The 23,535-nt window shown below is 64.0% G+C and carries 12 protein-coding genes and 1 pseudogene; 12 read left to right on the top strand and 1 reads right to left on the bottom strand.

Annotation, left to right across the window (positions count from 1 at the left end):
* Positions 1–858 precede the first annotated feature (858 nt).
* The 12 genes and pseudogenes from EHS19_RS04165 to EHS19_RS04110 all read left to right on the top strand — a co-directional run bounded on the left by EHS19_RS04165 (position 859) and on the right by EHS19_RS04110 (position 22,209).
* On the top strand, positions 859–1,452 hold the full coding sequence (locus EHS19_RS04165; RefSeq protein WP_151916527.1) for a hypothetical protein: 594 nt from the start codon (positions 859–861) through the stop codon (positions 1,450–1,452).
* Between the two features lie 324 nt (positions 1,453–1,776).
* A complete protein-coding gene (locus EHS19_RS04160) occupies positions 1,777–2,328 on the top strand; it encodes a YbaK/EbsC family protein (protein ID WP_151916526.1) in 552 nt (183 codons plus the stop codon).
* Between the two features lie 222 nt (positions 2,329–2,550).
* Positions 2,551–3,366, top strand: a complete 816-nt coding sequence (locus EHS19_RS04155) for an amino acid ABC transporter ATP-binding protein (protein WP_151916525.1) — start codon at positions 2,551–2,553, stop codon at positions 3,364–3,366.
* 90 nt (positions 3,367–3,456) lie between these two features.
* A complete protein-coding gene (locus EHS19_RS04150) occupies positions 3,457–4,251 on the top strand; it encodes a glutamate ABC transporter substrate-binding protein (protein ID WP_241677072.1) in 795 nt (264 codons plus the stop codon).
* A 1-nt stretch (position 4,252) separates the two neighbouring features.
* A complete protein-coding gene (locus tag EHS19_RS04145) occupies positions 4,253–4,930 on the top strand; it encodes an amino acid ABC transporter permease (protein ID WP_151916523.1) in 678 nt (225 codons plus the stop codon).
* Between the two features lie 4 nt (positions 4,931–4,934).
* On the top strand, positions 4,935–6,197 hold the full coding sequence (locus tag EHS19_RS04140) for an amino acid ABC transporter permease (protein ID WP_151916522.1): 1,263 nt from the start codon (positions 4,935–4,937) through the stop codon (positions 6,195–6,197).
* Positions 6,198–6,399: 202 nt separating this feature from the next.
* Positions 6,400–10,224, top strand: a complete 3,825-nt coding sequence (locus EHS19_RS04135; RefSeq protein WP_151916521.1) for a 5'-nucleotidase C-terminal domain-containing protein — start codon at positions 6,400–6,402, stop codon at positions 10,222–10,224.
* A gap of 1,198 nt (positions 10,225–11,422) precedes the next feature.
* Positions 11,423–16,030 (top strand): annotated as a pseudogene (locus tag EHS19_RS04130) (ExeM/NucH family extracellular endonuclease); the annotation flags it as partial.
* Between the two features lie 845 nt (positions 16,031–16,875).
* Complete coding sequence (locus EHS19_RS11305) at positions 16,876–18,114, top strand: hypothetical protein (RefSeq protein ID WP_241677069.1); 1,239 nt, start codon at positions 16,876–16,878, stop codon at positions 18,112–18,114.
* Between the two features lie 206 nt (positions 18,115–18,320).
* Entirely contained in the window at positions 18,321–18,827 is a 507-nt protein-coding gene (locus EHS19_RS04120) for a hypothetical protein (protein ID WP_151916520.1), read from the top strand.
* A gap of 38 nt (positions 18,828–18,865) precedes the next feature.
* Positions 18,866–21,448 (top strand): hypothetical protein, encoded by a 2,583-nt coding sequence (locus EHS19_RS04115; RefSeq protein WP_151916519.1) that lies wholly within the window; start codon positions 18,866–18,868, stop codon positions 21,446–21,448.
* Positions 21,445–22,209, top strand: a complete 765-nt coding sequence (locus EHS19_RS04110; RefSeq protein WP_151916518.1) for a hypothetical protein — start codon at positions 21,445–21,447, stop codon at positions 22,207–22,209. Before EHS19_RS04115 ends, EHS19_RS04110 begins: the two co-directional genes overlap by 4 nt.
* A 6-nt stretch (positions 22,210–22,215) precedes the next feature.
* Here EHS19_RS04110 and EHS19_RS04105 read toward each other — a convergent pair whose 3' ends face one another.
* Complete coding sequence (locus EHS19_RS04105) at positions 22,216–23,403, bottom strand: caspase family protein (RefSeq protein ID WP_175578291.1); 1,188 nt, start codon at positions 23,401–23,403, stop codon at positions 22,216–22,218.
* Positions 23,404–23,535 lie beyond the last annotated feature (132 nt).

Raw genomic sequence — 23,535 nt, 5'->3', positions numbered from 1 at the left:
CCAATCGCGATTTGTTTTGTTTGGCGACAGAAAATCGTACACAGGACACGGGCCATGCCCTCTACCTCAAGCCAAAACCAAAGTGCGCAAAAAATCGGGCCTTATCGCATGATCGGCGTGTTGAAAAAGGGTGTAAGATATAATTACAATATACGAGATCGATCAGAAATCTCCCGCCGTTCAGCGTTGAACGGGCTCTGCTCCTAACAACTTCATTTTAAGGCAATTTAAGGAAAACCGATGAAGCGTCAAGTCTGTAGTTTTTTCTCACGTTAGTGCTATGCATTATAGGAATTCCACTTGTTTCCACGTCAACTGCATCAGCCGTCGACGTCGATGATGGCGTTTCAATTGCTGGCCTCAAATACGGGGAAAGCGTCAAAAGCACAATTGTCAAACGAGAAACGAGAGTGATTACTACCATCCCCCAAGGACAATTGCCGGGCGGATATAAGCTGCCAAAGGGAAGTAGCGTGTCGGTCAATCCTAACGCTGGAGGCTCCATGTCCTTCAGCGTTAGTGTCTCATGGGGTGTATTTACGATTGGAACGAGTGTCGGCTATGTTCAAGGAGGAGTGTCATCCATTACTATAGCCCTTCCCAGTCCAAATTACCAAATTATTATTTAGGGTAAAGTTAAGGAGGACTTACGAAATACGAAGAGTAAAAACGATCATTATGAGTATGGTGTATATAAATACACACAGTATGCGACTCATAAAAAACCTATCAGCGTTGAGGGGGTCGCGGTAAGAGTCTGAAATAATGCCAAGTATTGTCGATGACAATATCATTCGATGACAATATCGGCAATGCTTGGCAATTGCAATGTGTAATAGCAATGGAAGGGAGCCCGAGGTGAAAGATAGTCGTTTCTTTGCACATGCCTATAAGGGCGGTATAAGGCTGTTGATACCGATAGTCGTATTGTTGGGTTTTGTCGTAACCGCATATATTGTGCAGACGGCGACCGAGGTGACGGGGGAGGGAGTTCAGAACTCCATCTACGCGCTGGACCGGCACACCACGGTCGATGAACTGGAACAGGCAGGCTATCGCACGGTGAAACCGGACAACGCCTCCATCATCTCTGCGTTCTTCGATGACGTGAAGTCGAGCAGGCAATCGGTGCTTCGTCTCATTGAATCCGACGATGGACAGCCCATTGTGCGTGTGTTCATGTTCGACCCATACGAGCAGGGACTGGATATTGACGATCATGGTGTGCGTTTTTCCGACCCCGGCCAGATTCGCGAATGGCGGTATGACATCAGCAACAGACGATGGCTCGAATGCGATGCACGTTATTCCCGTAACTTCGACACCGCGAGGGATGACGGTACCGTGACCGTTACGCTGACATCCATCCCCGTGAGCATATACGCGCCGCACTATATGCACGGCACATCCTGGGACATGCCGAATGGAACGTTGCGCTACCCCGAGGCCTAGTCTCTTCTCGCATGCGTTCGTTTCGGCGCGGTGAATGCGCGTTTTATCGTGTTTCATGCATCCACGGTGCAGAATCCGCCTCACCGTGGGCATGATCTTGGGCAGCGAAGCGATCGGGATCAGGTGGAGCCGGTCATAGAGAAAACGTATAGGCACGCCGGTGCCGCCGGTGCCGTTTGCCGGTATGCTGGGCGAACATGGCCGCAGGGAATGCCGCCGCGCACGCCCGCTGCGCACACGCTGTGCGGTGCGCGGCGCGTGCGGCGCAACGCCGGCATGGGATGCTGATGAGCGACACGGCGACGATACATAGGGGGAGTGCATATGACGTTGGAGATATTGGATTGGCATGACGGCGACCTGCTCGCCAAGCCGGTGTTCGACAAGCTCAACGCGCTGGTCGCGGCCGGGGTGCCGGAGAGCAAGATCCTCGGCGTGACGATCAACACCGACGAGGAGTCGGACACCGACCTGTGGTGCCCGAAATACGGCATTCCCTTCGCCGTCACCGGCAACGTGGTGGTCGTGCACACGCACAAGACCCGCAAGGCGCCGCCCGAGTTCGCTGCCGCGTTCGTCACGGCGGACACGCGCGCCGACCTCAACGGCGTGGTCAAGCACACGTTGGAGGTCTCCAAGGTGAGCTTCGCGCCCATCGCCGACGCGGTGGAGGCCACCGGCATGGAATCGGGTGGCATGTCGCCGATCGGTCTGCCGGACGGCTGGCCGCTGCTGGTGGACCAGCACATCCTCTCGATTCCGAAGCTGTACTTGGGATCCGGAATCCGCCCGTCGAAGCTGGTGGTGGATGGCTCCATCTTCGACGACATTCCCGGGGTGACCTTCGTCGCCGGGCTGGGGCGGCCGCGCGAATAGTCGCCGGTGCAGCGGCGTTGGGGCGGCACCGCATTGCGATGGCGCTGCGTTGCACTGATGCTGGATTGCGTTGGTGATTCGCTGGCATGGCATTGCGTCGGCACGACGACATGCCGCGCCGGCCGATCCGCATCTCGATTGCGCATGTGATCTGTCTCACATGGTGAGTCGGCGGCCACGGGGGCATCGGTTCGGTAACGGGCAGCCGATATACTGCCCGCTATGTCAGATACGAAAGCAACGAACATCACAGCGCAATCGGGGGTGCCGGCGACCCCTCTGGTTCCGGACTCCGGATCCGGACATCCTCTCGTCGAGCTCACCCATGTGGAGAAGTACTTCGGCGATCTGCACGTGCTCAAGGACATCAACCTGACGGTCAACAAGGGCGAGGTGCTGGTCGTGATCGGCCCCTCCGGCTCCGGCAAGTCCACGATGTGCCGCACCATCAACCGTCTTGAGACCATCGATTCGGGAGACATCCGCATCGACGGCAAGGCGCTGCCGCAGGAGGGCAGGGAGCTGGCGAGCCTGCGCGCCGAGGTGGGCATGGTGTTCCAGTCGTTCAACCTGTTCGCCAACAAGACCATTCTCGACAACGTCACGCTCGCGCCGATCAAGGTGCGCCACATGAACAAGACCGAGGCCGAGCACTTGGCGATGGATCTGCTCGCCCGCGTCGGCGTCGACTCGCAGGCGAGCAAGATGCCGTCCCAGCTCTCCGGCGGCCAGCAGCAGCGCGTCGCCATCGCGCGGGCGCTCGCCATGAAGCCGAAGGTGATGCTGTTCGACGAGCCGACGTCCGCGCTGGACCCGGAGATGGTCAACGAGGTGCTTGATGTGATGGTCGAGCTCGCGCACGAGGGCATGACCATGATCTGCGTGACCCACGAGATGGGCTTCGCGCGCAAGGCCGCCGATCGCATCGTCTTCATGGCGGACGGGCGGATCCTCGAACAGAACACGCCGGACGAGTTCTTCGAGCATCCGCAGACCGAACGCGCCAAGGACTTCCTCTCGAAGATCCTCACCCACTGACAGCGAGGAGGTCATATGCAGCGACACATGCCATCACTCGTGAAACCGAACACATTCCCGAGGCCGGGCGTGCAGCGTGCGATCAGACGCGTGCTAGCCGCGCTCGCGGCGATCGCCTGCACGCTTTCGCTCGCCGCATGCGGGCAGAGCGAGGCGGGCAAGATCCGCATCGGCATCAAATTCGATCAGCCGGGTCTGGGATTCAAGAAATCCGGCACCTACGTCGGCTTCGACGTGGACGTGGCGCGCTACATCGCCAAGAAGCTCGGCTATTCGCCGGACGAGATCATCTGGAAGGAGGCGCCGAGCAAGCAGCGCGAGGCCATGCTCCAAAACGGTGACGTCGACATGATCCTCGCCACGTATTCGATCACCGACGAGCGCAAGAAGGCGGTCTCCTTCGCCGGCCCCTATTTCGTGGCCGGGCAGGATCTGCTGGTGCGCAAGGACGACCATTCGATCAACGGTCCCGAGGATCTCAACGGCAAGCGCCTGTGCTCGGTCACCGGTTCGACATCGGCCGCCACGGTCAAGAAGAAGTTCGCATCCGAAGTCCAGCTCATGGAGCAGCCGGGCTATGCGGAATGCGCCACCGCGCTGTTCTCCGGCATCGTCGACGCGGTGACCACCGACGACATCATCCTCGCCGGCCTCGCATCCGCGTCGCGCGGGCGCCTGCGCGTCGTCGGCCGGCCGTTCACGCAGGAATACTACGGCGTGGGCATCAAAAAGGGAGACAGCAAGTTCGCGGCCAAGATCAACAACGCCATCGTCGAAATGATCCAGGACGGCTCATGGACGCACGCGATCGAGGACAACACGCAGGGAACCGGCTACAGTCCGAACGACGAATACAATCCGCCGACGCCGACCGAGGGGGAGTGACATGGAGGGATTCATCGAACTGTTCCGCCAGTACGACTTGCTCGGCGCGTTCCTTGTCAACATCGAACTGACGCTGTGGAGCGCCCTGTTCTCCACCGTGCTCGGCGTGGTGCTCGTCATGATGCGCATCTCGCCGATCTCCTCGCTGCGCGCCGTCGCCGGCGCCTACGTGGAGCTGTTCAAGAACCTGCCGCTGACCATCATCATGGTGTTCATGGTGCTTGGCGCCTACGCGCAGCTCAAACTCAGCTTCTCCGACACGTTCGCCACGAACTTCTTCTGGCTCGCCGTGACGGGACTGAGCCTGTACACGGCCGCGTTCGTCTGCGAATCGTTGCGCAGCGGCATCAACACGGTGCCGATCGGCCAGGCGGAGGCGGCGCGTGCGCTGGGACTGAACTTCATGCAGTCGGCCACGCAGATCATCCTTCCGCAGGCGTTCCGCGGCTCGGTGGCGCCGCTCGGCAACACGCTGATCGCGCTGCTGAAGAACTCGACCGTCGCCGCGGCCGCATCCGTATCGACCGAGACGTCGTCGCTGATGAGCCAGATGATCGAATTCCGCCCAGACGTGATCATCCAGATCTTCCTGATCTTCGCGTTCGGCTACGTGATCCTGATCATCCCGATCGGCATGCTCACCACGTATCTGTCCAACAAGCTCGCCGTCAGGAGGTGACGACATGGCCGACACTGCAAATTCCGTACTGTTCGACGCGCCCGGTCCCAAGGGTCGGCGCACGATTCGCATCGTCAACTGGATCGCCGGCCTGCTGTTCGCCGGGCTGATCGTGCTGATCCTCATGCGCCTGCACAATCCGTCGGACGGCGAGAACCAGCTCAGCTGGGAGCTGTGGAAGCCGGCGCTGGAACGCGAGGCGTGGACCGACTTCTACCTGCCTGGCTTGTGGATGACCGTCAAGGCGTCCGTGCTCGCGGTGATCGGCGCGGTCGCGTTCGGCTTGGTGTTCGGAGTCGGCCGACTGCTGCCGAATGCGCTCATCCGCGGCGTATCCGCGGTGATCGTCGAATTCTGCCGAGCCGTTCCGGTGCTGCTGCTGATGATCTTCTTCTGGCGATGGTTCGCGTTCGCCGGCATGGCCAGCCCGTCTTACTGGGCCGTGGTGCTGGCGTTGGTGCTGTACAACGGATCGGTCGTGGCCGAACTCGTGCGCTCCGGTGTCGGCAATCTGCCGAACGGGCAGCGCGAGGCGGCGCTCGCCTTGGGATTGAGCCAGACGCAGTCGCTGATGCAGATCGAGGTGCCGCAGGCGGTGTACGCGATGCTGCCGGCGGCCGTGACGCAGCTGGTGGTGGTGCTCAAGGACACCGCGCTCGGTTCGATCATCATGTACACCGATCTGCTGCAGGAGTCGCGGCGACTGGGATCGATGTATTTCAACATTCTGCAGACGCTGGTCATGGCGGCGGTGATCTACTTCGTCGCATGCTGGCTGCTGTCGAGGCTCGCCGAATGGCTGCCCGAGCGGATGCAGCAGCGCACCGCCGCCCCGGCCGAGCCGGAGCCGGTCGCGCCGATCGCGATTATGGACCCGTCGAACGTGAACCAGATCGCCGTCGCCAAGGAGGTCAAGGAGCGCCCCCTCGGCGGCACGCCGCTCAAGTACCATGCGCATCACAAGGGCTCGAACGCCTCGATCCGCAACTGGCGGCACACGCGCTACGTGCAGGGCTACGACGAGACCCATCCCGAATCGCAGGTCGATCCCGAAACCGGACGGCCATATCGCGAGGAGGAGCAGCGGCGCAGGTCGCAGCAGCACGGTTCCCGTGACTCCCATGCGCATGGCGATGCCGCCGACACGGCGGCGGACGCACGCCATGACCAGTACGGCCATGGCGAGGGACCGGCGCGCGCGGTGTTCAAACGCAACGGCGACATCGGCAAGGGGCGCACGTCGCTTGGCGGCAAGCCGAGGATCTGACCGGCGCTGCTGGCCGGCACCGTTGAACGGTCCGGCTGGTTCACCCAGTGTTCAACGTGCCGTCGGTCGTCGTTGGCCTATGTGCGACGTTGGGTTCATGTTGACTTCCTAGCGTAATGATTACCCGTATCCTGATCGGCGACGATGTGCGGTTCGCCATTGCAGCGGATACGGCAATGATCACGTGGGGAAGGAATCAGGAATGGGAAACCAGACCAACACAAGGCGTTTTGCGGCGCCGCGACTGGTCGCTCTGATCGCCGCCGCAGCGACGCTGGCGGGCTCGGCGCTCGCTGGCGCGGCGGTGGCGAACGCGGCCACTGCGGCCGATGCCAAGTCGAACGTCGTCAGCAGCGAAACATACACCGGCACCATCAAGGGACTTGATGATCCGGCCGCTCAGCGTGCCGCGGCTACGAACATCATCAAGGACGAGACGACCGCCGTCTACCTCAAGCGCATCGATGTCGGCACCGACACCGTCAAGCTCGGATCCAAGAACACCGCCGCCGTCGACCTGTCCGGCTGGTCCATCAAGGACGACAAGGACACCAAGGACCACACGTATGTGATCCCCGACGGCACCTCCATCGAGGCCGCCGGAGAGGTCTCCTTCAACCTTGACAAGCTTGCGGGCATCGGACTGGGCAAGTCGGATCAGGTCCGCGTCTTCGACAAGGACGGCAAGGAGATCCTGCACTTCGAGTGGACCGGCGACGACAAGAACGCCGTCTACGTGGCCAACACCGATGCCGACGGCATGATCAAGCAGGGCGCCACCGAGCCCGACCAGCCGTCCGGCGACAAGCTCGACGTGGCCGCATGGCCGGGACTGGCCGACGTGACCGCCATCGACGGCGTCGATGAGTTCGGCGCGGGCCAGGCCACCGGCGAGCACACCGACGGCAACCTGTCCGGTCTGGTCTACCAGCCGGGCGCAGACGGCCAGCCCGGCGTGCTGTGGGCGGCCGACAACGACCTCAACCCCACGCTTGGCGAAACCGGACCCAAGGGCGCCGGTGCCATCAACAAGTTCGTCTACAAGGACGGCAAGTGGCAGCAGGATCCGACCGACGGCTGGACGTTCGCCAAGGACGGCAAGACCAAGGGCGGCAAGCAGCTGCACTTCAAGGACGGCAAGGGCGGCGTGGACTCCGAGGGCATCACGCTGATCAACGGTGACCCGTCCAAGGGCGTGTTCATCGGAGCCGAGCGCGACAACGAGGACAAGAAGGTGCCGCGCCCCTCCATCCTGCGCTATGACGTGACCGCCAAGACAACCGATGCGAACGGCGACGGAGCCCAGGACCTTACCGCCGTCAACGAATGGAACCTGACGGATGCGCTCAGCCGGTTCGACGTCAAGCTCTCCAACGGCGACGACGCCAACCTCGGCGTCGAGGGTGTCGCGTTCATCCCGGACGAGACGCTCCTCGCGAACGGCTTCCAGACGAACCTCGACTCGAAGAACGTGCACGCGTACGACCCGGCGGGCACCGCCAACGACTTCGGCGGCCTGTTCTTCGCCGCGCTGGAGAAGACCAACGCCATCTATGCGTTCGCCCTCGCCACCGTGGATGGCAAGGACGTCGTTTACCCGATCGCTCAGATCCCGCTGCCCGCCACCGCCGCCAACGCCGGCTACTCCGGACCGCGCGACCTGATCTGGGACGCCCAGCACAACCAGCTGCTCGCCCAGGGCGACAACTCCCTTAACGGCAAAGATGGTGCCGCCACTTCCAAGATCGCCACCTACACGTTCAAGGACGGCACGCTCCAGCTCACCAAGCTGACCGCCACCCCGGCCGAGATCGGCGCGCAGAACACCGAAGGCTACGCGGTCACCCCCGACGCCGAAGCCACCAAGGTCGTGGACGGCAAGACCTACAAGCCGGTCTTCTGGGCCGATGACGCCGTGACGAACGGCCACTCGCTACGTCAGGGCTGGATCGAGGTGGCTTCGGCCGAGCAGCCCGGCACCGCGAAGGTGACGCTGTTCGGCATCACCGACTTCCACGGCCACATCGAAAACGGCGGCTACCTCGCCACCGCGCTCAACGAGACGCGCGCCAAGAACCCGAACACGCTGTTCGTCGGCGCTGGCGATCTGGTGGGCGCATCCGCGTTTGAATCCTCCATCGCCGAGGATGTGCCGGCCATGGAACAGCTCAAGGCCATGGGTCTGGTCGTCTCCGCCACCGGCAACCACGAGTACGACAAGGGTGCCGCCGATCTGGCGAACCGCATCGTGCCCGGCGTCGCCCCGGCGAAGTACGTCGTCGCGAACGTGACCGGTGACGTGCTCAAGGGCAAGGTCACCCCGTATGTGATCGAACAGTCCGGCGGCAAGAAGATCGCGTTCATCGGCGGCATCTTCAAGACGCTCGCCGACTCGGTCTCCCCGGCCGGCATGAAGGGCATCACCGTCACCGACCCGATCGAGGCGATCAACAAGTACGCCGACGAGCTGTCCGACGGTGACCAGTCCAACGGCGAGGCCGATGCCGTGGTCGCGCTCGTTCACGCCGACGCCAACGATCTCAAGAAGCTCGACGGCAACGTCGATGCGGTCCTCGCCGGCCACACGCACCTGTACGAGACCGCCAAGACCGACGCCGGCGCGCCGATCATCGAAACCGCGAACTACGGCGTGCAGTTCTCGACCACCGATCTGACGATCGACGGCACCGGCAAGGACGCGAAGGTCAGCGCCGTCGCCACCAAGCACGACGTGTTCGCCACCGATGCCGACGGCAAGGAAACGCCGCTGTACAAGGCCGATCCCACCGTCAACGCCATCTATGAGGATGCCAAGAAGGAAGCCGACAAGAAGGGCAACGAGCAGCTCGGCACCATCGCCAAGGGCTCGACCTTCAACCGCGGCGCCGACAAGCCCGGCGATCTGAGCACGCGCGGCGGCAACCGCGGCGTCGAATCCACGCTCGGCATCCTCAACGGCAACGCCGCGAAGTGGGCCGCCGAGCAGTCCGGTTTCAAGGCCGACATCGGCGTCATCAACCCCGGTGGTTTGCGCGCCGATCTTGATCCCGACAACGACGGCAAGATCACCCTCAAGGAGGCGCACGACGTGCTGCCGTTCGGCAACTCCAACGCGGTCGTCACGCTTACCGGCGCCCAGCTCAAGACGCTGATCGAACAGCAGTGGCAGCCCGCCGACGCCCAGCGTCCGGTGCTCTGGCTCGGCTTCTCCGATAACGTGGACTACCAGTACGACGTCTACACCGTCACCATCGACGGCAAGCAGGTGCCGCGCGGCTCGGTCCACGATCTGACCGTCAACGGCAAGGCCGTCAAGGACACCGACAAGTATCTGGTCGCCGGCAACTCCTTCCTGCTCGCGGGCGGCGACAACTTCACCGTGTTCCAGCAGGGCGCCGGGTACGTCGACACCGGCTACATCGACTTCGACGGATTCTCCGCCTACCTCAAGGCGCATCCCAACCTTGAGTCCGCGAAGGCCCGCCACAGCGCCGGCTTCTCCTCGGCGAAGCTGTCCGCCGACGGCACGGTGACGTTCACCGTCTCCGGTCTGGCGTTCACCACCGACGAGACCCGTCCGTGGGGCATCCGTCTCAAGGCCAACGGCGTCGACTTCGGTGCGCTGACCGGTCTCGACTTCACCGGCGAGCCGCAGGGACCGGGTGCCGGTTCGATCACGGTGACCCGCAAGCTGACCGCCGCCGAGCAGGCCACGTTCCGCGCGGCCGCCGCGAAGGCTCCGAAGGCTGCGGTCGATGCCGCCGGTGCGGATGGCCTCGCCATCGCTGAGTCGAGCGTCGAGACGCTGTTCTCGAAGCCGGCTGAGCAGAAGCCCGGTTCGCAGAAGCCGGCTGAGCAGAAGCCGGCTGAGCAGAAGCCGACTCCGACCACTCCGCAGAACAAGAAGCCCGGCAACGGCGACAAGCTGTCCAACACCGGCTCGTCGGTCGCTTGGATGGCGATCGCAGCGGCGCTGCTGCTGTCCGCCGCAGCCGCAAGCCGCGTCGCCGCATCGCGTCGCCACTGATGCGGTGGCTGCTGATCGCCGATCCTCGATCGCGACGGCGGCTGCCGCGGCACGATAGTGCACAATCCCTTTCGATATTGCGATATCGGGAGGGATTGTTGCATTGTGTGGTCTCGATTCCAGCTCGGTCGGTCCGTTCCGCGACCCTATGTCTCGGGAAGTCAATGCCTCGCAGACAACTGCAAGATGGACTGTCAACCATTGTTCATAGCACTGGCGTGCTAGTGGCCAATGAGTCATTATGGACCAACTGGATGGTTTGATGTTGCATATCAGTGGCAACGAAGCTGACTGAGAGTAAATCCGAACTCGGAACAATACGCAACAGACCACTAGTGAGGTCAGACGACGTCTGGTTAAAGGTTCGCGAGCGGACGATCGACGATGATGGGTCCCGCGGCAATGATTGTGTGCATGGAACGTACGTCTGTGGTGTGTTATGGCCTCTGCCGGTCGCCTCATGTTGCCAATTGTGTGCATGGAACGTATATAAAGGCCTGTTCATTGTGTGCATGGAACGACCATTAACGTGATCGTGTGCATGGAACGGCCATGAAATCTTCGTTTAAGAGCCCTACATATACGTTCCATGCACACGATGCTGAATAGACATACGCTGCATGCACACAATGCCTAATCAACGTACGTCGCATGCACACGATGAGGGGGCGGAGCGGGTGTGGTCACATGGATCGGGGGCGCTTCTTGCTGCCGGGGTCGTCGCATGACCGAGTTTGCGCTGCATGACCGGGTGGGCGTATGCGCGTGTGCGGCGCGTGTGAGATGTGTTGGGGAGCTCGGGGTCGGTCGGTGCAGAGGTCGGAATCATGCTGAAGCGGCCTGGTTGTTGTTCCGTCTCTACTGTGAGACGGCTGGTGCCGTCAGCTGTCGATAATACTCGTTCTCCACGTACTGTGGCTTCCTGTAGCTCCATGTTGTTTGTTTTGGTTGGGGGACTACGTAGCTCCAGTGCAGAGTTGGCTTCGAGTTGGCCTGACGTTCACCCGCAAAGGGTCGCCCATTCGCTTTGCGTCTCTAGCGTGGAAACTGCAAGTGTCCTTATCCGTGGCGGATTGGCGGTGCGTCAAGTAGTGCGCGTCCAAAAGCCAGTATGATACGTTCGCGCCGGCATCGAAGGGAGCCGGTGAATCATCGGGCGGCTGCGGAACGGGACTTCCAACGAAGAGGAAGCACAGCAATGTCAAGCATTTCACGACGTGCGGGAGGATTCCTGATCGCCGCGGCGCTGCTCATGCCGCTGACCACCGTCAGCGTCACCGCGTCCACGGCGTCGGCGGTCGAGCCCGCTGCGACGGCTGCCCAGACAGGCGTGGTCATCAACGAGGCCTACCTGTCCGGCGGCAGCAAGGGCGCCGCATACAAGAACAAGTTCGTCGAGCTCTACAACACGACCGACAAGGACGTCTCGCTCGACGGCACCTCCATCCAGTACCGTTCGGCCACGGGAACCGCGGCGACCAGCGGCATCGCCGATCTCAAGGGCACGATCAAGGCCAAGGGCTACTACCTGATCAAAGCCAACAGCAACGGCGACAACGGCAAGGAACTGCCCGCCGCGGATGTGGACGCCTCCAACCTCATGCCATCCGGCACCAAGGGCACGCTGTTCCTCGCCGCCACCACCGACAAGCTCAGCCCGGCGGCCGGCGACACCACCAAGAACGCGCAGATCATCGATGCGCTCGGCTACGGCACGACGAACACGTTCGAGACCGCCGCCGCCACCGCGCCGAACGGCAACACCGACGTCAAGTCGCTCAACCGCACCGACGGCAAGGACACCAACGACAACAGCAAGGACTTCACGCTGTCCGCCACGATCACGCCTGGCGCTGTCAACGTGACCGACGGCGGCTCCCAGCCGACTCCTGACCCCGACCCGACGCCGGACGGTGAGAAGTCCATCGCCGACATCCAGGGCACTGGTGACGCCAGCCCGCTCGTCGACAAGACCGTCACCACCAAGGGCGTCGTCACCGCCACCTACCCGGACGGCGGCTTCAACGGCTACACGATCCAGACCCCGGGCACCGGCAACATCGATCCGGCCTCACACAAGGCCTCCGACGGTCTGTTCGTGTATGACGCGGACAACGCCAAGACCCTCAAGACCGGCGACTACGTGCAGGTCACCGGCAAGGTCAGCGAATACTACGGCCTGACCGAGCTCAGGGCCACCAAGGCGATCAAGCTCGACGAGAAGGTCGCCGCGCCGACTCCCGCCAAGGTCAGCTACCCGCAGACCGACGCGAAGCGCGAGACGCTGGAAAGCATGCTCGTCGCGCCACAGGGCGACTACACCGTCTCCGACGTGTACAACACGAACAAGTACGGCGAGATCGGGCTCGCGGCCTCCAACAAGCCGTTCCTCAACCCGACCGTCAAGGGCCTCAAGGGCGATGCCAAGACCGGTGCCGCCTATCAGGCCGAGGTGGACCGTCTGGAGAAGGAGAGCGTCGTCCTCGACGACGGCTCCAGCCGCAACTTCCTCGACACCAAGTACCCGACCAACGCCGACACGCCGCTGCCGTACCTGAGCAACGACAAGCCGGTGCGCGTGGGCGAGAAGGTCACGTTCACCAAGCCGGTCGTGTTCGACTACCGCAACAACGCGTGGAAGTTCCAGCCGACCGGACGCCTGACCGGCGACAACGCCGACGAGCAGCCCGTCACGTTCTCCAACACCCGCACCGACACGCCTGATCTGCAGGCTGTGGGCGGCGACATCAAGCTCGGCACGTTCAACGTGCTCAACTACTTCTCCACCACCGCCGACCAGACCGGCTGCGCGGTGAGCAACTCGTACAAGGACCGTGACGGCAACCCCATCACCGCACGCAACTGCGACGTGCGCGGCGCGTGGGACAAGACGAACATGGAGCGCCAGCGCGCCAAGATCGTCAAGGCCATCAACAACCTCGGCGCCGACGTGGTCTCCCTGGAGGAGATCGAAAACTCCGCGAAGGCCTCCAGCGTGGTACCGGAGGGCTTCCAAGGCAACCGCCGCGACTACGCGCTGTCCACCCTCGTGGATGCGCTCAACGCGCAGGCCGGCGCCGGCACCTGGGCGTACGTGCCTTCGCCGAAGACCGTGCCCGACCTGTCGGTTGAGGACGTGATTCGCACCGCGTTCATCTACAAGCCCGCCAAGGTCGCCACCGTGGGTGAGACCCGCATCCTGACCGATTCCGACGCGTTCAACGGCAAGAACGGCTACGAGCACGGTCGTCAGCCCGACGCGCAGGCGTTCAAGGCCAAGGGCGCCGCCGACTCCGACGCGTTCCTCGTCGTCGCCAACCACTTCAAGTCCAAGGGAGGCTCGGCCTCGGCCGACAACGAGCAGAACCAGGACCCGGGCGACGGCTCCGGCTACGCCGACTACACGCGTCAGGCGCAGGCCGACGCGCTGCTCAAGTTCACCGATTCGGTGAAGAAGGACCTCAACCTTGAGAAGGTGTTCCTCGTCGGCGACTTCAACGCCTACTACGCGGAGAAGCCGATCCAGAAGATCGTCGCCGCCGGCTACACCGATCTGAGCGAACAGGTGAGCGAGCGCACCGGCAAGTACACCTACGCCTACACCGTCACGGACGAGCAGGGCAACAGCAACGGCGGCGTCGGCTCGCTCGACCACATCTTCGCCAACGAGGCCGCGCTCAAGGACGTCACCGGCGCCGACATCTGGAACATCAACTCGGTCGAGTCGGTGGCACTGGAGTACTCGCGCTACAACTACAACGCGAAGAACCTGTACCGCGATGACCAGTTCCGCGCTTCCGACCACGATCCTGTGGTCGTCGGCCTCAACGTCGAGACGGCCCCCGCTCCGGGTGTCAAGCGTCTCAACCTGCTGAACTTCAACGACTTCCATGGGCGTATCGACAAGAACCTCACGGTTCCGTTCGCCGGCACCATCGAGCAGCTGCGCGCCGATTATCCGAACAGCTCCCTGCTGCTCGCAGCCGGCGACGACATCGGTGCTTCCTTGTTCAATTCGTCGGTACAGCGTGACCAGCCGACCATTGATGTGTTGAACGCGCTCGGTTTGAAGGCCTCCGCCGTGGGCAACCACGAGTTCGATCAGGGCTACGACGATCTCGTCAACCGCGTGATCGGCAAGGACGACGCCCGCAACGCGAAGTGGGATTATCTGGGTGCGAATGTGTACAGGAAGGGCACCAAGACCCCGGCGCTGGACGAGTACAGCATCCAGGACGTGAACGGCGTCAAGGTCGGTGTGATCGGTGCGGTCACGCAGGAGACCTCCACGCTGGTCTCGCCCGGTGGCATCAAGGACATCGAGTTCGGTGATCCGGTCGAGGCCGTGAACCGTGTGGCCAAGCAGCTGACCGATGGCGATGAGTCCAACGGCGAGGCCGACGTGATCGTGGCCGAATACCACGAGGGTGCCACCGCCAACGAGGATGACGAGACCGGCAAGCCCACGCTCGATGAGCAGAAGGCCGCCAGCCCCGTCTTCAAGCACATCGTCGACGACACCGATCCGGCCGTGAACGTGATCTTCACCGCGCACACGCACATGAAGTATTCGTACACGGATCCGGCGCGCAACGGCCGTCCGGTCATCCAGACCGGCAGCTACGCCGCGAACGTCGGCCAGGTCGTGCTCGACTATGACACGGTCTCCGGCAAGGTCTCCTATGTCAAGTCCGGCAATGAGGCTGCGCTGACCGCTCCTGAGGGCACCGACAAGGATGCCTTCGACCAGCAGCTCGCCGACGAGTATCCGGTCGTCGCCAAGGTCAAGTCGATCGTCGACGCGGCCCTCAAGGTCGCCGACGCCGAGGGCAACAGGAAGGTCGGTTCCGTTTCGGCCGACATCACCACCGCGTTCAAGGACGGCGCCCGCGATGATCGCGCCTCCGAGTCGACGATGGGCAATCTTGTGGCCGATTCGCTGCTTGACTCGCTGTCCAGCCCGGATCGTGGCGGCGCCGAGATCGGCGTGGTGAACCCGGGTGGTCTGCGCGCCGAGTTCTGCCTGACCGGGCACAACGAGAAGTGCACGCTCGCCGCCGACGGTTCGATCACCTATGCGCAGGCGAACGCCGTGCTGCCGTTCCTGAACAACCTGTGGACCACGACGCTGACCGGCGCGCAGTTCAAGGAGGCGCTGGAGCAGCAGTGGCAGACCACGGCCGACGGCAAGGTGCCGTCGCGCCCGTACCTGCAGCTGGGCCTGTCGCACAACGTGTCGTACACGTACGATCCGGACGCGCCGCAGGGCCAGCACATCACCTCGGTGACGGTCAACGGCAAGCCGCTTGATCTCAAGCGCGACTACCGCATCGGCTCCTTCAGCTTCCTGCTGCAGGGCGGCGACAACTTCCGCGCCTTCGCCCAGGGCAAGGACACGAAGGACACCGGTCTGGTCGATCGCGACGCTTGGATCGACTACATCACCGCGAACTCGCCGCTCAAGCCGCGTTATGATCGTCGTGCGGTGGCCGTCACCGGACTGCCGACCGGCGAGGTCAAGGCCGGTAGCTCGTTCGAGCTGAAGTTCTCGAAGCTCACGCTCACCTCGCTGGGCGTGCCCGCCGAGACGAAGCTGACCGCGAAGATCGGGGAGACGACCGTGGGCACTGCGGATGTCGTCAACGGCGACACCGCCACGCTCAAGGTGACCGTCCCGGCCGATCTCAAGGCCGGTGCCGCCACGCTGAGCGTCGTCGGCGAGAAGAACGGCACCACGGTCACCGTTCCGCTCACCGTCGTTGCCGGCTCCGAGCAGCCGAACCAGCCGCAGCCGACCGAACAGCCGCAGCTCGTCTTCGTCGATGCGAAGGGCGCCGACGTCAAGGCGCTCGATCTCAAGGCCGGCGACAAGGCCGATGTCCAGGTCGTCGTTCGCAACGTCAAGACCCGCGCCGCGCTCGCCGTCGCATTCACCTCCTCGAATGAGAAGGTGGCCGTGGTCGCCGCGACCGGTGCGCAGTCCGCCCGCGTCGAGGCCAAGGCCAAGGGCGAAGCGGTCGTGTCCGCCACCGCGACGATCGACGGCAAGCTGGTCACCGCGACGCTGCCGGTGAAGGTCACCGCCAAGGCCGCGACCCCGACGCCGACGCAGCCGCAGAAGCCGACTCAGCCGAATCAGCAGCAGTCGAATCAGCAGCAGCCGAACAAGCCGGCCGCAAACAAGCCGAACCAGACCAAGCCGAACAAGCTGTCCAACACCGGTTCGTCCGTCGCCGCTGCGGTCGCGGTGATGCTGCTTGCGGCTGCCGCCGGCAGCATCACGCTGGCGCGTCGCCGCGTCTGACGCACGTGAATCGGATTCTCGCATCCGATTCACGGACTGACGCGTCATATCCCGGCCGACCCGTGTGAAAGCGGGCCGGCCGGGATTTTACATTTCCGTAGGCTTTCTCTTCCCGTATGACGGGAGAGGAATCGGCGTTACCCGCTGGGTATCGTTACGGTGTATAAATAAGGGAGTTTCGAAGTAATGGCCTTCATTCGTAGGCGGTCGGAGGAGCCTCTCCGGCACGCCGGTTCACCACGTATCACGTTGTCAACGTGCATTGGCATCGGAAACGTACAGGGGAAGAGAGCATCATGATCTGTCGGGTATGCGGATTCTCGAATGTGGCGGGATCCAGGTTCTGTGTGAATTGCGGCGCGTCGCTCGCCGCCGTGAAGCCGAACGACGCGACCGTGGTCGACGGCGGAGCGACTCATGGTGCGTCGTCCTGCACGCTGCCGGGCGGTGTGCCGCTGCCGAAGAATGCGGCGCATTCCGTCACTGGAACTCCGCCCATGCCCATGCCGCAGCGGCCGGCGGCAAGTGCGGTCGCGATCCAGTCGGCATCCCAATCCCCTACGCCATCGGACGTGCCCCTCAAGGTCCCTGACGCTCCGGGCGTGGACCCGGGCACGAAGGTCATGCTCGCCATACTGTCTCCGGTACTTGTCGGTCTCGCGGTGCTTCTGGTGATGATTGTGTTCTCGATGTCGATGTCCAGCGAGACGACCAAATCCGGCACTCAGACGCAGTCGTCGTCGGACTCCTCGCAATCCTCCTCGTCGTATTACGATGACGATTCGTCCAATGCGGAAAGCCAGTCGACCTCGTGCGATGCCGATCCGGACATGCAGGTCGTGTCGGTCGAAAGTGTGGGCAACGACCTCGTCGTCACCGTGCTTGTCACGCCATCCGCTGACTGCGGTTCGGACGCGACGATCACGCTCGACGATGATTCGACTCGGGTCACGCTGAGCGATTCCAACGGGGACACGGTGGCCGACGCCGTGTTCGATTTCTCCTCGGACACGCAGGTGATTCCCTCGGAGGGCAAGCGGATCAAGCTTTCGTACGCCCCCACGCAGTTCTACCGTCCGGCCACCGAGCTGGAACGGGAGTTTGAGGACGATCCCTCCGAGCTCATCGTCAAATACATCTATGCCGCTCCCGTCGGCTCGGGTGCATCCACGTCGAGCGGACCGTCCTCCCAATCCGGGGCGCTCGGCGGCAAGAGCGCCTCCGACGACGAATCGGAACAGGACGCCTGCAGCGCACTGCAATGGCAGGTCTCGCAGGACAAGTCCAAAGCCTCCGATTTTGTGAGCACGACCACGACGCAGCTGTCAAGTAAACGGCAGGGCATGGTCGTCGACGGCAAGACGTGGAGTTGTCGCGACATCCTCGCCCAGTTCATCACGCTGCGTGACAAGCATCCGAACTCGCTGCTCATCTGGTCGGGGGATTGGCCGAACTACGACTCGAATTCGACGAAATACTACGTGATTCTCTCGGGTGAGAGCTTCGACTCGACCGACGACGCCTGGAACTGGTGTCATTCCAACAATTACGGGTTTGTGGACTGCTATCCGGTTAATCTGAACTGATCCGGGTCGGCCGTTTTCGCCATAAGCCCGCACGAATTGTCCGGGGTATCCGGGGTATATGGCGTCGTTGCCACGCCGACCGTACAATGGGGGGCGTATCGCGAGCGCCGGGCATCCTTCGGCCCGCCCATCCGACGCGTGGCCGGGCGTGGAGGGGCACGCAGGGGTCTGGCGTCCATGCGGGCGGGGCCAGTAGGGAGGCGAACATGATTATCGCGGTGACGGGGCATCAGCGTATTCCCGACATGGTGGCGGCGTTCGTGCGGGATGGCGTGCGCGCCTATCTTGCAGCGTATCTTGGTGCGGGGGGCAACGAGGTGAACGGGTCCCGCGGCGACGGGAATGTACTCGTCAGCTGCCTTGCCGTTGGCGCGGACCAGATGGTCGCCGATATCGCGTTGGATCTCGGCTACCGTCTCAGGGCGATGATTCCGTCGCACGGCTACGAATCCACGTTCGACGCGGACGGACTCGCGTCCTACCGGCGTCTGCTTGCTCGCGCCGACGAGACGGTCATTCTCGATTTCGACCATCCGTGCGGGGCTGCGTACATGGCCGCGGGACTGCGGCTCGTTGACGAATGCGATGCACTGCTCGCCATCTGGGATGGATTCCCCGCCGACGGACTCGGCGGCACCGGCGATGTAGTCGCGTACGCGGGCAGGTGCGGCGTGCCCATGCATGTCGTGTGGCCGCAGGGGGTGCGGCATTGATGGCCCGTTCAACGTCGCAACCAGTATCACGGTCCTGCGTGGAATCATCATCCCCCTGGAGGCGTCCCTCCGACGACGACCGCGCCCGGCGCCTATCCGACGACTGGTATCCGGGGGAATGGCTGGAGCCGGTTGAACCGGACATCGTCAGGCCGTTCCTCGAACGCTATATGGAGGGCATGTCACGGCGCATGGCCGACTACATGCGCGCGCAGGGCATTCCGGAGGCGGCCGATTCTGATGAGGGCGCCGTAGAGGGGGATGCCTCCGGAAGCCGCCGCGCGTATGCCGTAGACTTCCTCAACCTGTGCCTGATTGTCGATCAGGAGCACACGTTCCCCATCGGCGCGCGCAACCTTGCCGACGGCTTCTACGAGCCGGACGAGGAGACGGTGATGGCCGCGGCGATGATGCTGCAGTTCGAATTCGACCGCTTCGTGGATTTCGTCTCCGGGCTTGACCCCCATATCGGTCGGCATGCGTTCGTCGCCGCGCTGCACGAGGCATATGGCTACCGTGGAGACATCGATTCGGAGGGGTTCCTCGGTGTGCTCGTTGCGCGCACAGCTGGCAGGATGGCCGCGGAACGCCTGCGTGATTGGTCGCGGCGGTACGTCGATGGTGCTGGAGCCGGGGGAGACCGTGCCGCCGGTGCCGGTGGCGGCGCGTGGGAACGCAGGATTCGTTCGCATCTTGATGCGTGGGGCGTTACGGCGCATGACGGTGCGGACCATGGCGGATTCGCCGCCATGCCCGATCATGCGCTTGACCATGCGAAGGACCATTGGGTGCGGTGCGTGGCCGGCGCGCGCCGCCATACCCCTCGCGCACGACGCGATGTGGAGGCGTGGTGCGTCTGGCATGCGGTGCTGGAGATCGTCTGGGGAGCGGACCGACGCGCCTATGACGTGCGATGGAACGGCGTGGACATGCCGGAACGCGATTCGCGACGGTTCGGCGGATTGCCGTCACCGGAGCATGGCGGCACCATGGCCGATGCGCTGGATGGTTCGGCATGGAACACGTTGATGGGTCGCATGGTCGTCGCGCACCGGCGCGTGTCGCGTGGCTACTCGCGGTGGTGCGACATGATGCCCGACGAGAACGACATCGCGATGATTCGGTTGGAGTCGCGCGCCATTGCCGATACGACGGAGTTCACAGAACGGACGTTCGCCGCCCTATGCAACGCGCTCGTGCGCGGCGACGTCGAGCCGCCGGGCGACGCCCGCGGGGCGATGCGCATGCTGCTCGCCTATGCGTGCGTGGGTCGAAGCGTAAACCTTGACGGTGGAGGCCTGCGGGGCGGTGGGAACGGCGCGGAATCGGACGGCATGCCCGGCGAATACGTGTACGTCGGATTGCGCAACGCGATCCTCGGCTATGACGGCTACGGGGGAGTGCGGCGCACGCTCGCGCCGGACGAGTACCGCGACTACGTCGCGCTCGTCTCCGGCGGGTCCGCGACGGCGGGCGATGCCGCGGCTTGCGGCGGCGCATCCGCACACGGCGACGACGGACGCATCCGCGATTGCCGGCGCCGCAGCGTATGGATGTTCCCGGGCATGGAGGACCGGTTCGATTCGGTGCGCGCATCCTTGCAGGCGCAGGTGCGCGAGGCGATGGCCGCGGGCATCGACCTTGGCGCGATGGACCTTGGCACTGCGGCGCCGGACGACGCGTCCACGATTCCCGAAGCATGGTGGCGGTTCCATGATGTGGCCGACAAGGCGGTCAGTCGTTGGCTTGGCGGCGAGACCATCCACGCCGCGGCGGTCGACGGGCACGGCCATGCGCTCGCCTACCGGTCCACGAATCCGGTCGCCGCCTATCAGGACGTGAACGCCTGGCGTCTCGCCGAAGCGCTCGAACGATACGAGGGCGAACGCGGCTGGGGCAGCGGTGGACGCTTGGCCGACCTGTATCGCGACCGCGGCCATCTGAGCAAAGGCGGCGGACGGGCCGCCGACCGCTCCATACGCGACTACGCGGACAGCGCCCGCGGCACTGGTGACGCCGTCCAGTATCTGGCCGCCGTGACCGGGCTTGGCATGATGCTCGGCTCCGACGCATCCGTCGAGACATTCGTGCGCCTCATCGACCTGTGCGACAGGCGTGGCGGCGAATGCTTCCGCAAATCCTGCTGGACGTTGATCCGCGTCGCCAAGGCGAAACGTCTGCGGCTGACCGTGCCGGGCGCGCATGGACGGCACGTCGGCGTCAGGCTGTTGGAGCTCATGCTTTCCGACCCGGAACGGCTTGCCGAAGCGGAACGTGAGTTCAAGATCGCCAATCTGCGCCGCGCGTTCTCGCAACGACGTGGCGGCGGACATGGCGGCGACGTGGCGCACCCATGGCAACCGCGCGACGCAGACTCATGGCGCGCGGTCGCCCGCGACATCGACGCCGCCGAACATGTGGTGCGCGACGTCATGCTCGCCGTATTCGCGCGGCTACGCGCCACGGACCGACGTTGGGCGGCGATACTCGTCATGCCGGCGGACTGCGTCGGCTCGCGCATCGACCCCTCCTCCGGCGGCGCATGCGTGCTCCATGGCGCGTCGGAGCATGCCGGGGCGACGACGGGGAAGGCGGATCCGAGGAAAGGGACAGGGACATGAGCGACGACACAACCATGAGGGGCAACGGCATGGACGCGATTGCGGGCGGAGCGTCGCCATGGAGGGACGATGTGGCACGCCCGTTCACCCCGCGCGACGTGATCGCCGGACTCACCGGCGGATTCCCCCCGGCGCTCGCTGCCCGGATGCTTGCCGACGGCGTCGCGCTCGCCTACGCGAACCGGTATCTCACGCGCTACAGCGCGCTCTCCGGGCACCTGCCGTACCCGTATGAGAGCCGCGTGGAACGCGAATGCCGTGAATCCACGCCGGAAGGCGACGCCGACCTCGCCGTCGCGCTCGCCGTCGGCTACGGCGTGCCGGATGCGATGTTTGACGACCTCGCCCATGAGCTCGACGCATGGGACGGCGCGGTGACGATGGGTGCCGCTGATGCCGCCGATGCGGATGCCGTGCTGGAGTCCGTCGGCCGGTTCGCGCCGGTCCTGCTCGGAGACGAGGGGGGCCGGACGGATGTCGGGACGGATGGGGACGCGTCCTGCCGGGAACGGCCGACGGGGACGCATTGGGATGCGGTGTTCGTCTCCCAGCGATCCCGCGTGCTGATGCGCCGCGACAGCGCGGGCACGTTGACATTGCGCGTCGACATGCCGGACGCGGACGGCGCGCATGTGCTCGTCCTGCGATTCGCCGACGGGAATGAGCTGACCTTGGATATCGACGTGCGCAGAGGCACATGGCGGCGTGGTGGCGTGGCGGTGCCGTCGGGGGCGCTGCCGGTCAGCTGCACCCTGCGTTGATTCGCGTCAGCGCTTGTGCTGGATGTCCCAGTAGAGACGGCCCAGATCGGTCAGGCGCACGTATCCCTGCCGTCCGGTCGGCTCGTGGCGATCCGTGTCCCATTCGGCCATGCAAGCCCAGAACAGGTCCGCTTCGTGCGTCGTGCCGTCGGGCTCGCGGATGTATGCCTCCAGCAGCTTCGCGTTGCGAAGGTGTTTGAACAGCTCCATGTCGCGCTGCAGCCCGTCCAGACGCTCCCACGTCTCGTCGCCGGATCGCATCATGCCGTCGCGGGCGGTGGGCGACTCATGCTCCGGGTGCACGGTGAACGTCGAGTCCTTCGCCGGGAACCCATCGAACACGGGCAAGGCCATTCCCTCGAACGTGCGCAGGCCTGTGCGACGACGTGCCGGTGCCATGCCGTCGCGCGTGTCATCCGGTACAATCCGTGCCAGCTCGTCCTCGGTGATCTGGCGGCTTGCCTCCACCTGACGCAACACGGCGGTCGCGTCGCTCCATGTGCGCAGAACCGGCTGCTGGCCGTCCTCGCCCAGATTGAGCAGCGCGCATACGGTGGAATGCAGCGACAACGGCGTGATGACGCCTTGCACGTCGGCGGCGGCGCCCTGCAAGGCGGCCATCAACGCGCTCGTGTACATGAGATGCGTGCCGAACTGCGACTGCGAGGCCGTGCGCTCGTCGGTGCTTGCGAGAATCGTGGCGTTGCGTGGCCATTCCATCGTGGCGGCGACTCCGGAATGGCAGCAGTCGAGGATGACGGTCATGCTGCTCGCTTGCGAGGAGAACGCGGCCTTGCGGATGTCGCTCATGCGGATGCCGCGGCGCGTGGCGGGGGAGTGTGGGTCGTCGTCAGGCGTGAGCAGCAGCAGGTCGGTGCCCTCGTCGATGGTGATCGCATGTCCGGTGAAGTAGAGCAGTGCGTCGCCGCGGCGCACCATCGTGAACAGGTCGCGCACGCGGGTGGTGAGCGCTTCGGCGGACATCTCGGGGTCCAGCGGATCGAACGGGTCCGGCGTGGCGTACACTTCGCCGCCGAGCAGACGGAAGTTCGGCTGGGGTGTGCGTGGACTGTTCTCGCGCAGCAACTCGGCGAACGCGTGCGCGTCCGCGCAGCAGCATGACGGCTGACGGTCCGCATATGCCGCGTTCGCATACCTTCCCACGCCGATGAACAATGCCAGTCGTTGCGCCATGCCGTCCCCTCCGCTCGGGCGCGTGCCGAAGCACGCGAAAGCCTCCGACACCATCATATCGATGCCGTCATATCGGCATAGGGGCTGGTCTGGTCGGCTCCGGGGCCTGTGCCGGGGCGGGCGCGGATCACA

It is taken from the genome of Bifidobacterium jacchi, assembly GCF_009078285.1.
In the GTDB taxonomy this organism is placed as follows: Bacteria; Actinomycetota; Actinomycetes; order Actinomycetales; family Bifidobacteriaceae; genus Bifidobacterium; species Bifidobacterium jacchi.
This window is presented reverse-complemented; position numbering and strand designations above follow the sequence as displayed.

Excerpts from the sequence above, each read along its gene's own strand:
- EHS19_RS04160 (WP_151916526.1), top strand. The coding sequence starts at position 1,777 with ATGACGTTGGAGATATTGGATTGGCATGACGGCGACCTGCTCGCCAAG.
- EHS19_RS04155 (WP_151916525.1), top strand. The coding sequence starts at position 2,551 with ATGTCAGATACGAAAGCAACGAACATCACAGCGCAATCGGGGGTGCCG.
- EHS19_RS04145 (WP_151916523.1), top strand. The coding sequence starts at position 4,253 with ATGGAGGGATTCATCGAACTGTTCCGCCAGTACGACTTGCTCGGCGCG.
- EHS19_RS04140 (WP_151916522.1), top strand. The coding sequence starts at position 4,935 with ATGGCCGACACTGCAAATTCCGTACTGTTCGACGCGCCCGGTCCCAAG.
- EHS19_RS04135 (WP_151916521.1), top strand. The coding sequence starts at position 6,400 with ATGGGAAACCAGACCAACACAAGGCGTTTTGCGGCGCCGCGACTGGTC.
- EHS19_RS04120 (WP_151916520.1), top strand. The coding sequence starts at position 18,321 with ATGATTATCGCGGTGACGGGGCATCAGCGTATTCCCGACATGGTGGCG.
- EHS19_RS04110 (WP_151916518.1), top strand. The coding sequence starts at position 21,445 with ATGAGCGACGACACAACCATGAGGGGCAACGGCATGGACGCGATTGCG.
- EHS19_RS04105 (WP_175578291.1), bottom strand. The coding sequence starts at position 23,403 with ATGGCGCAACGACTGGCATTGTTCATCGGCGTGGGAAGGTATGCGAAC.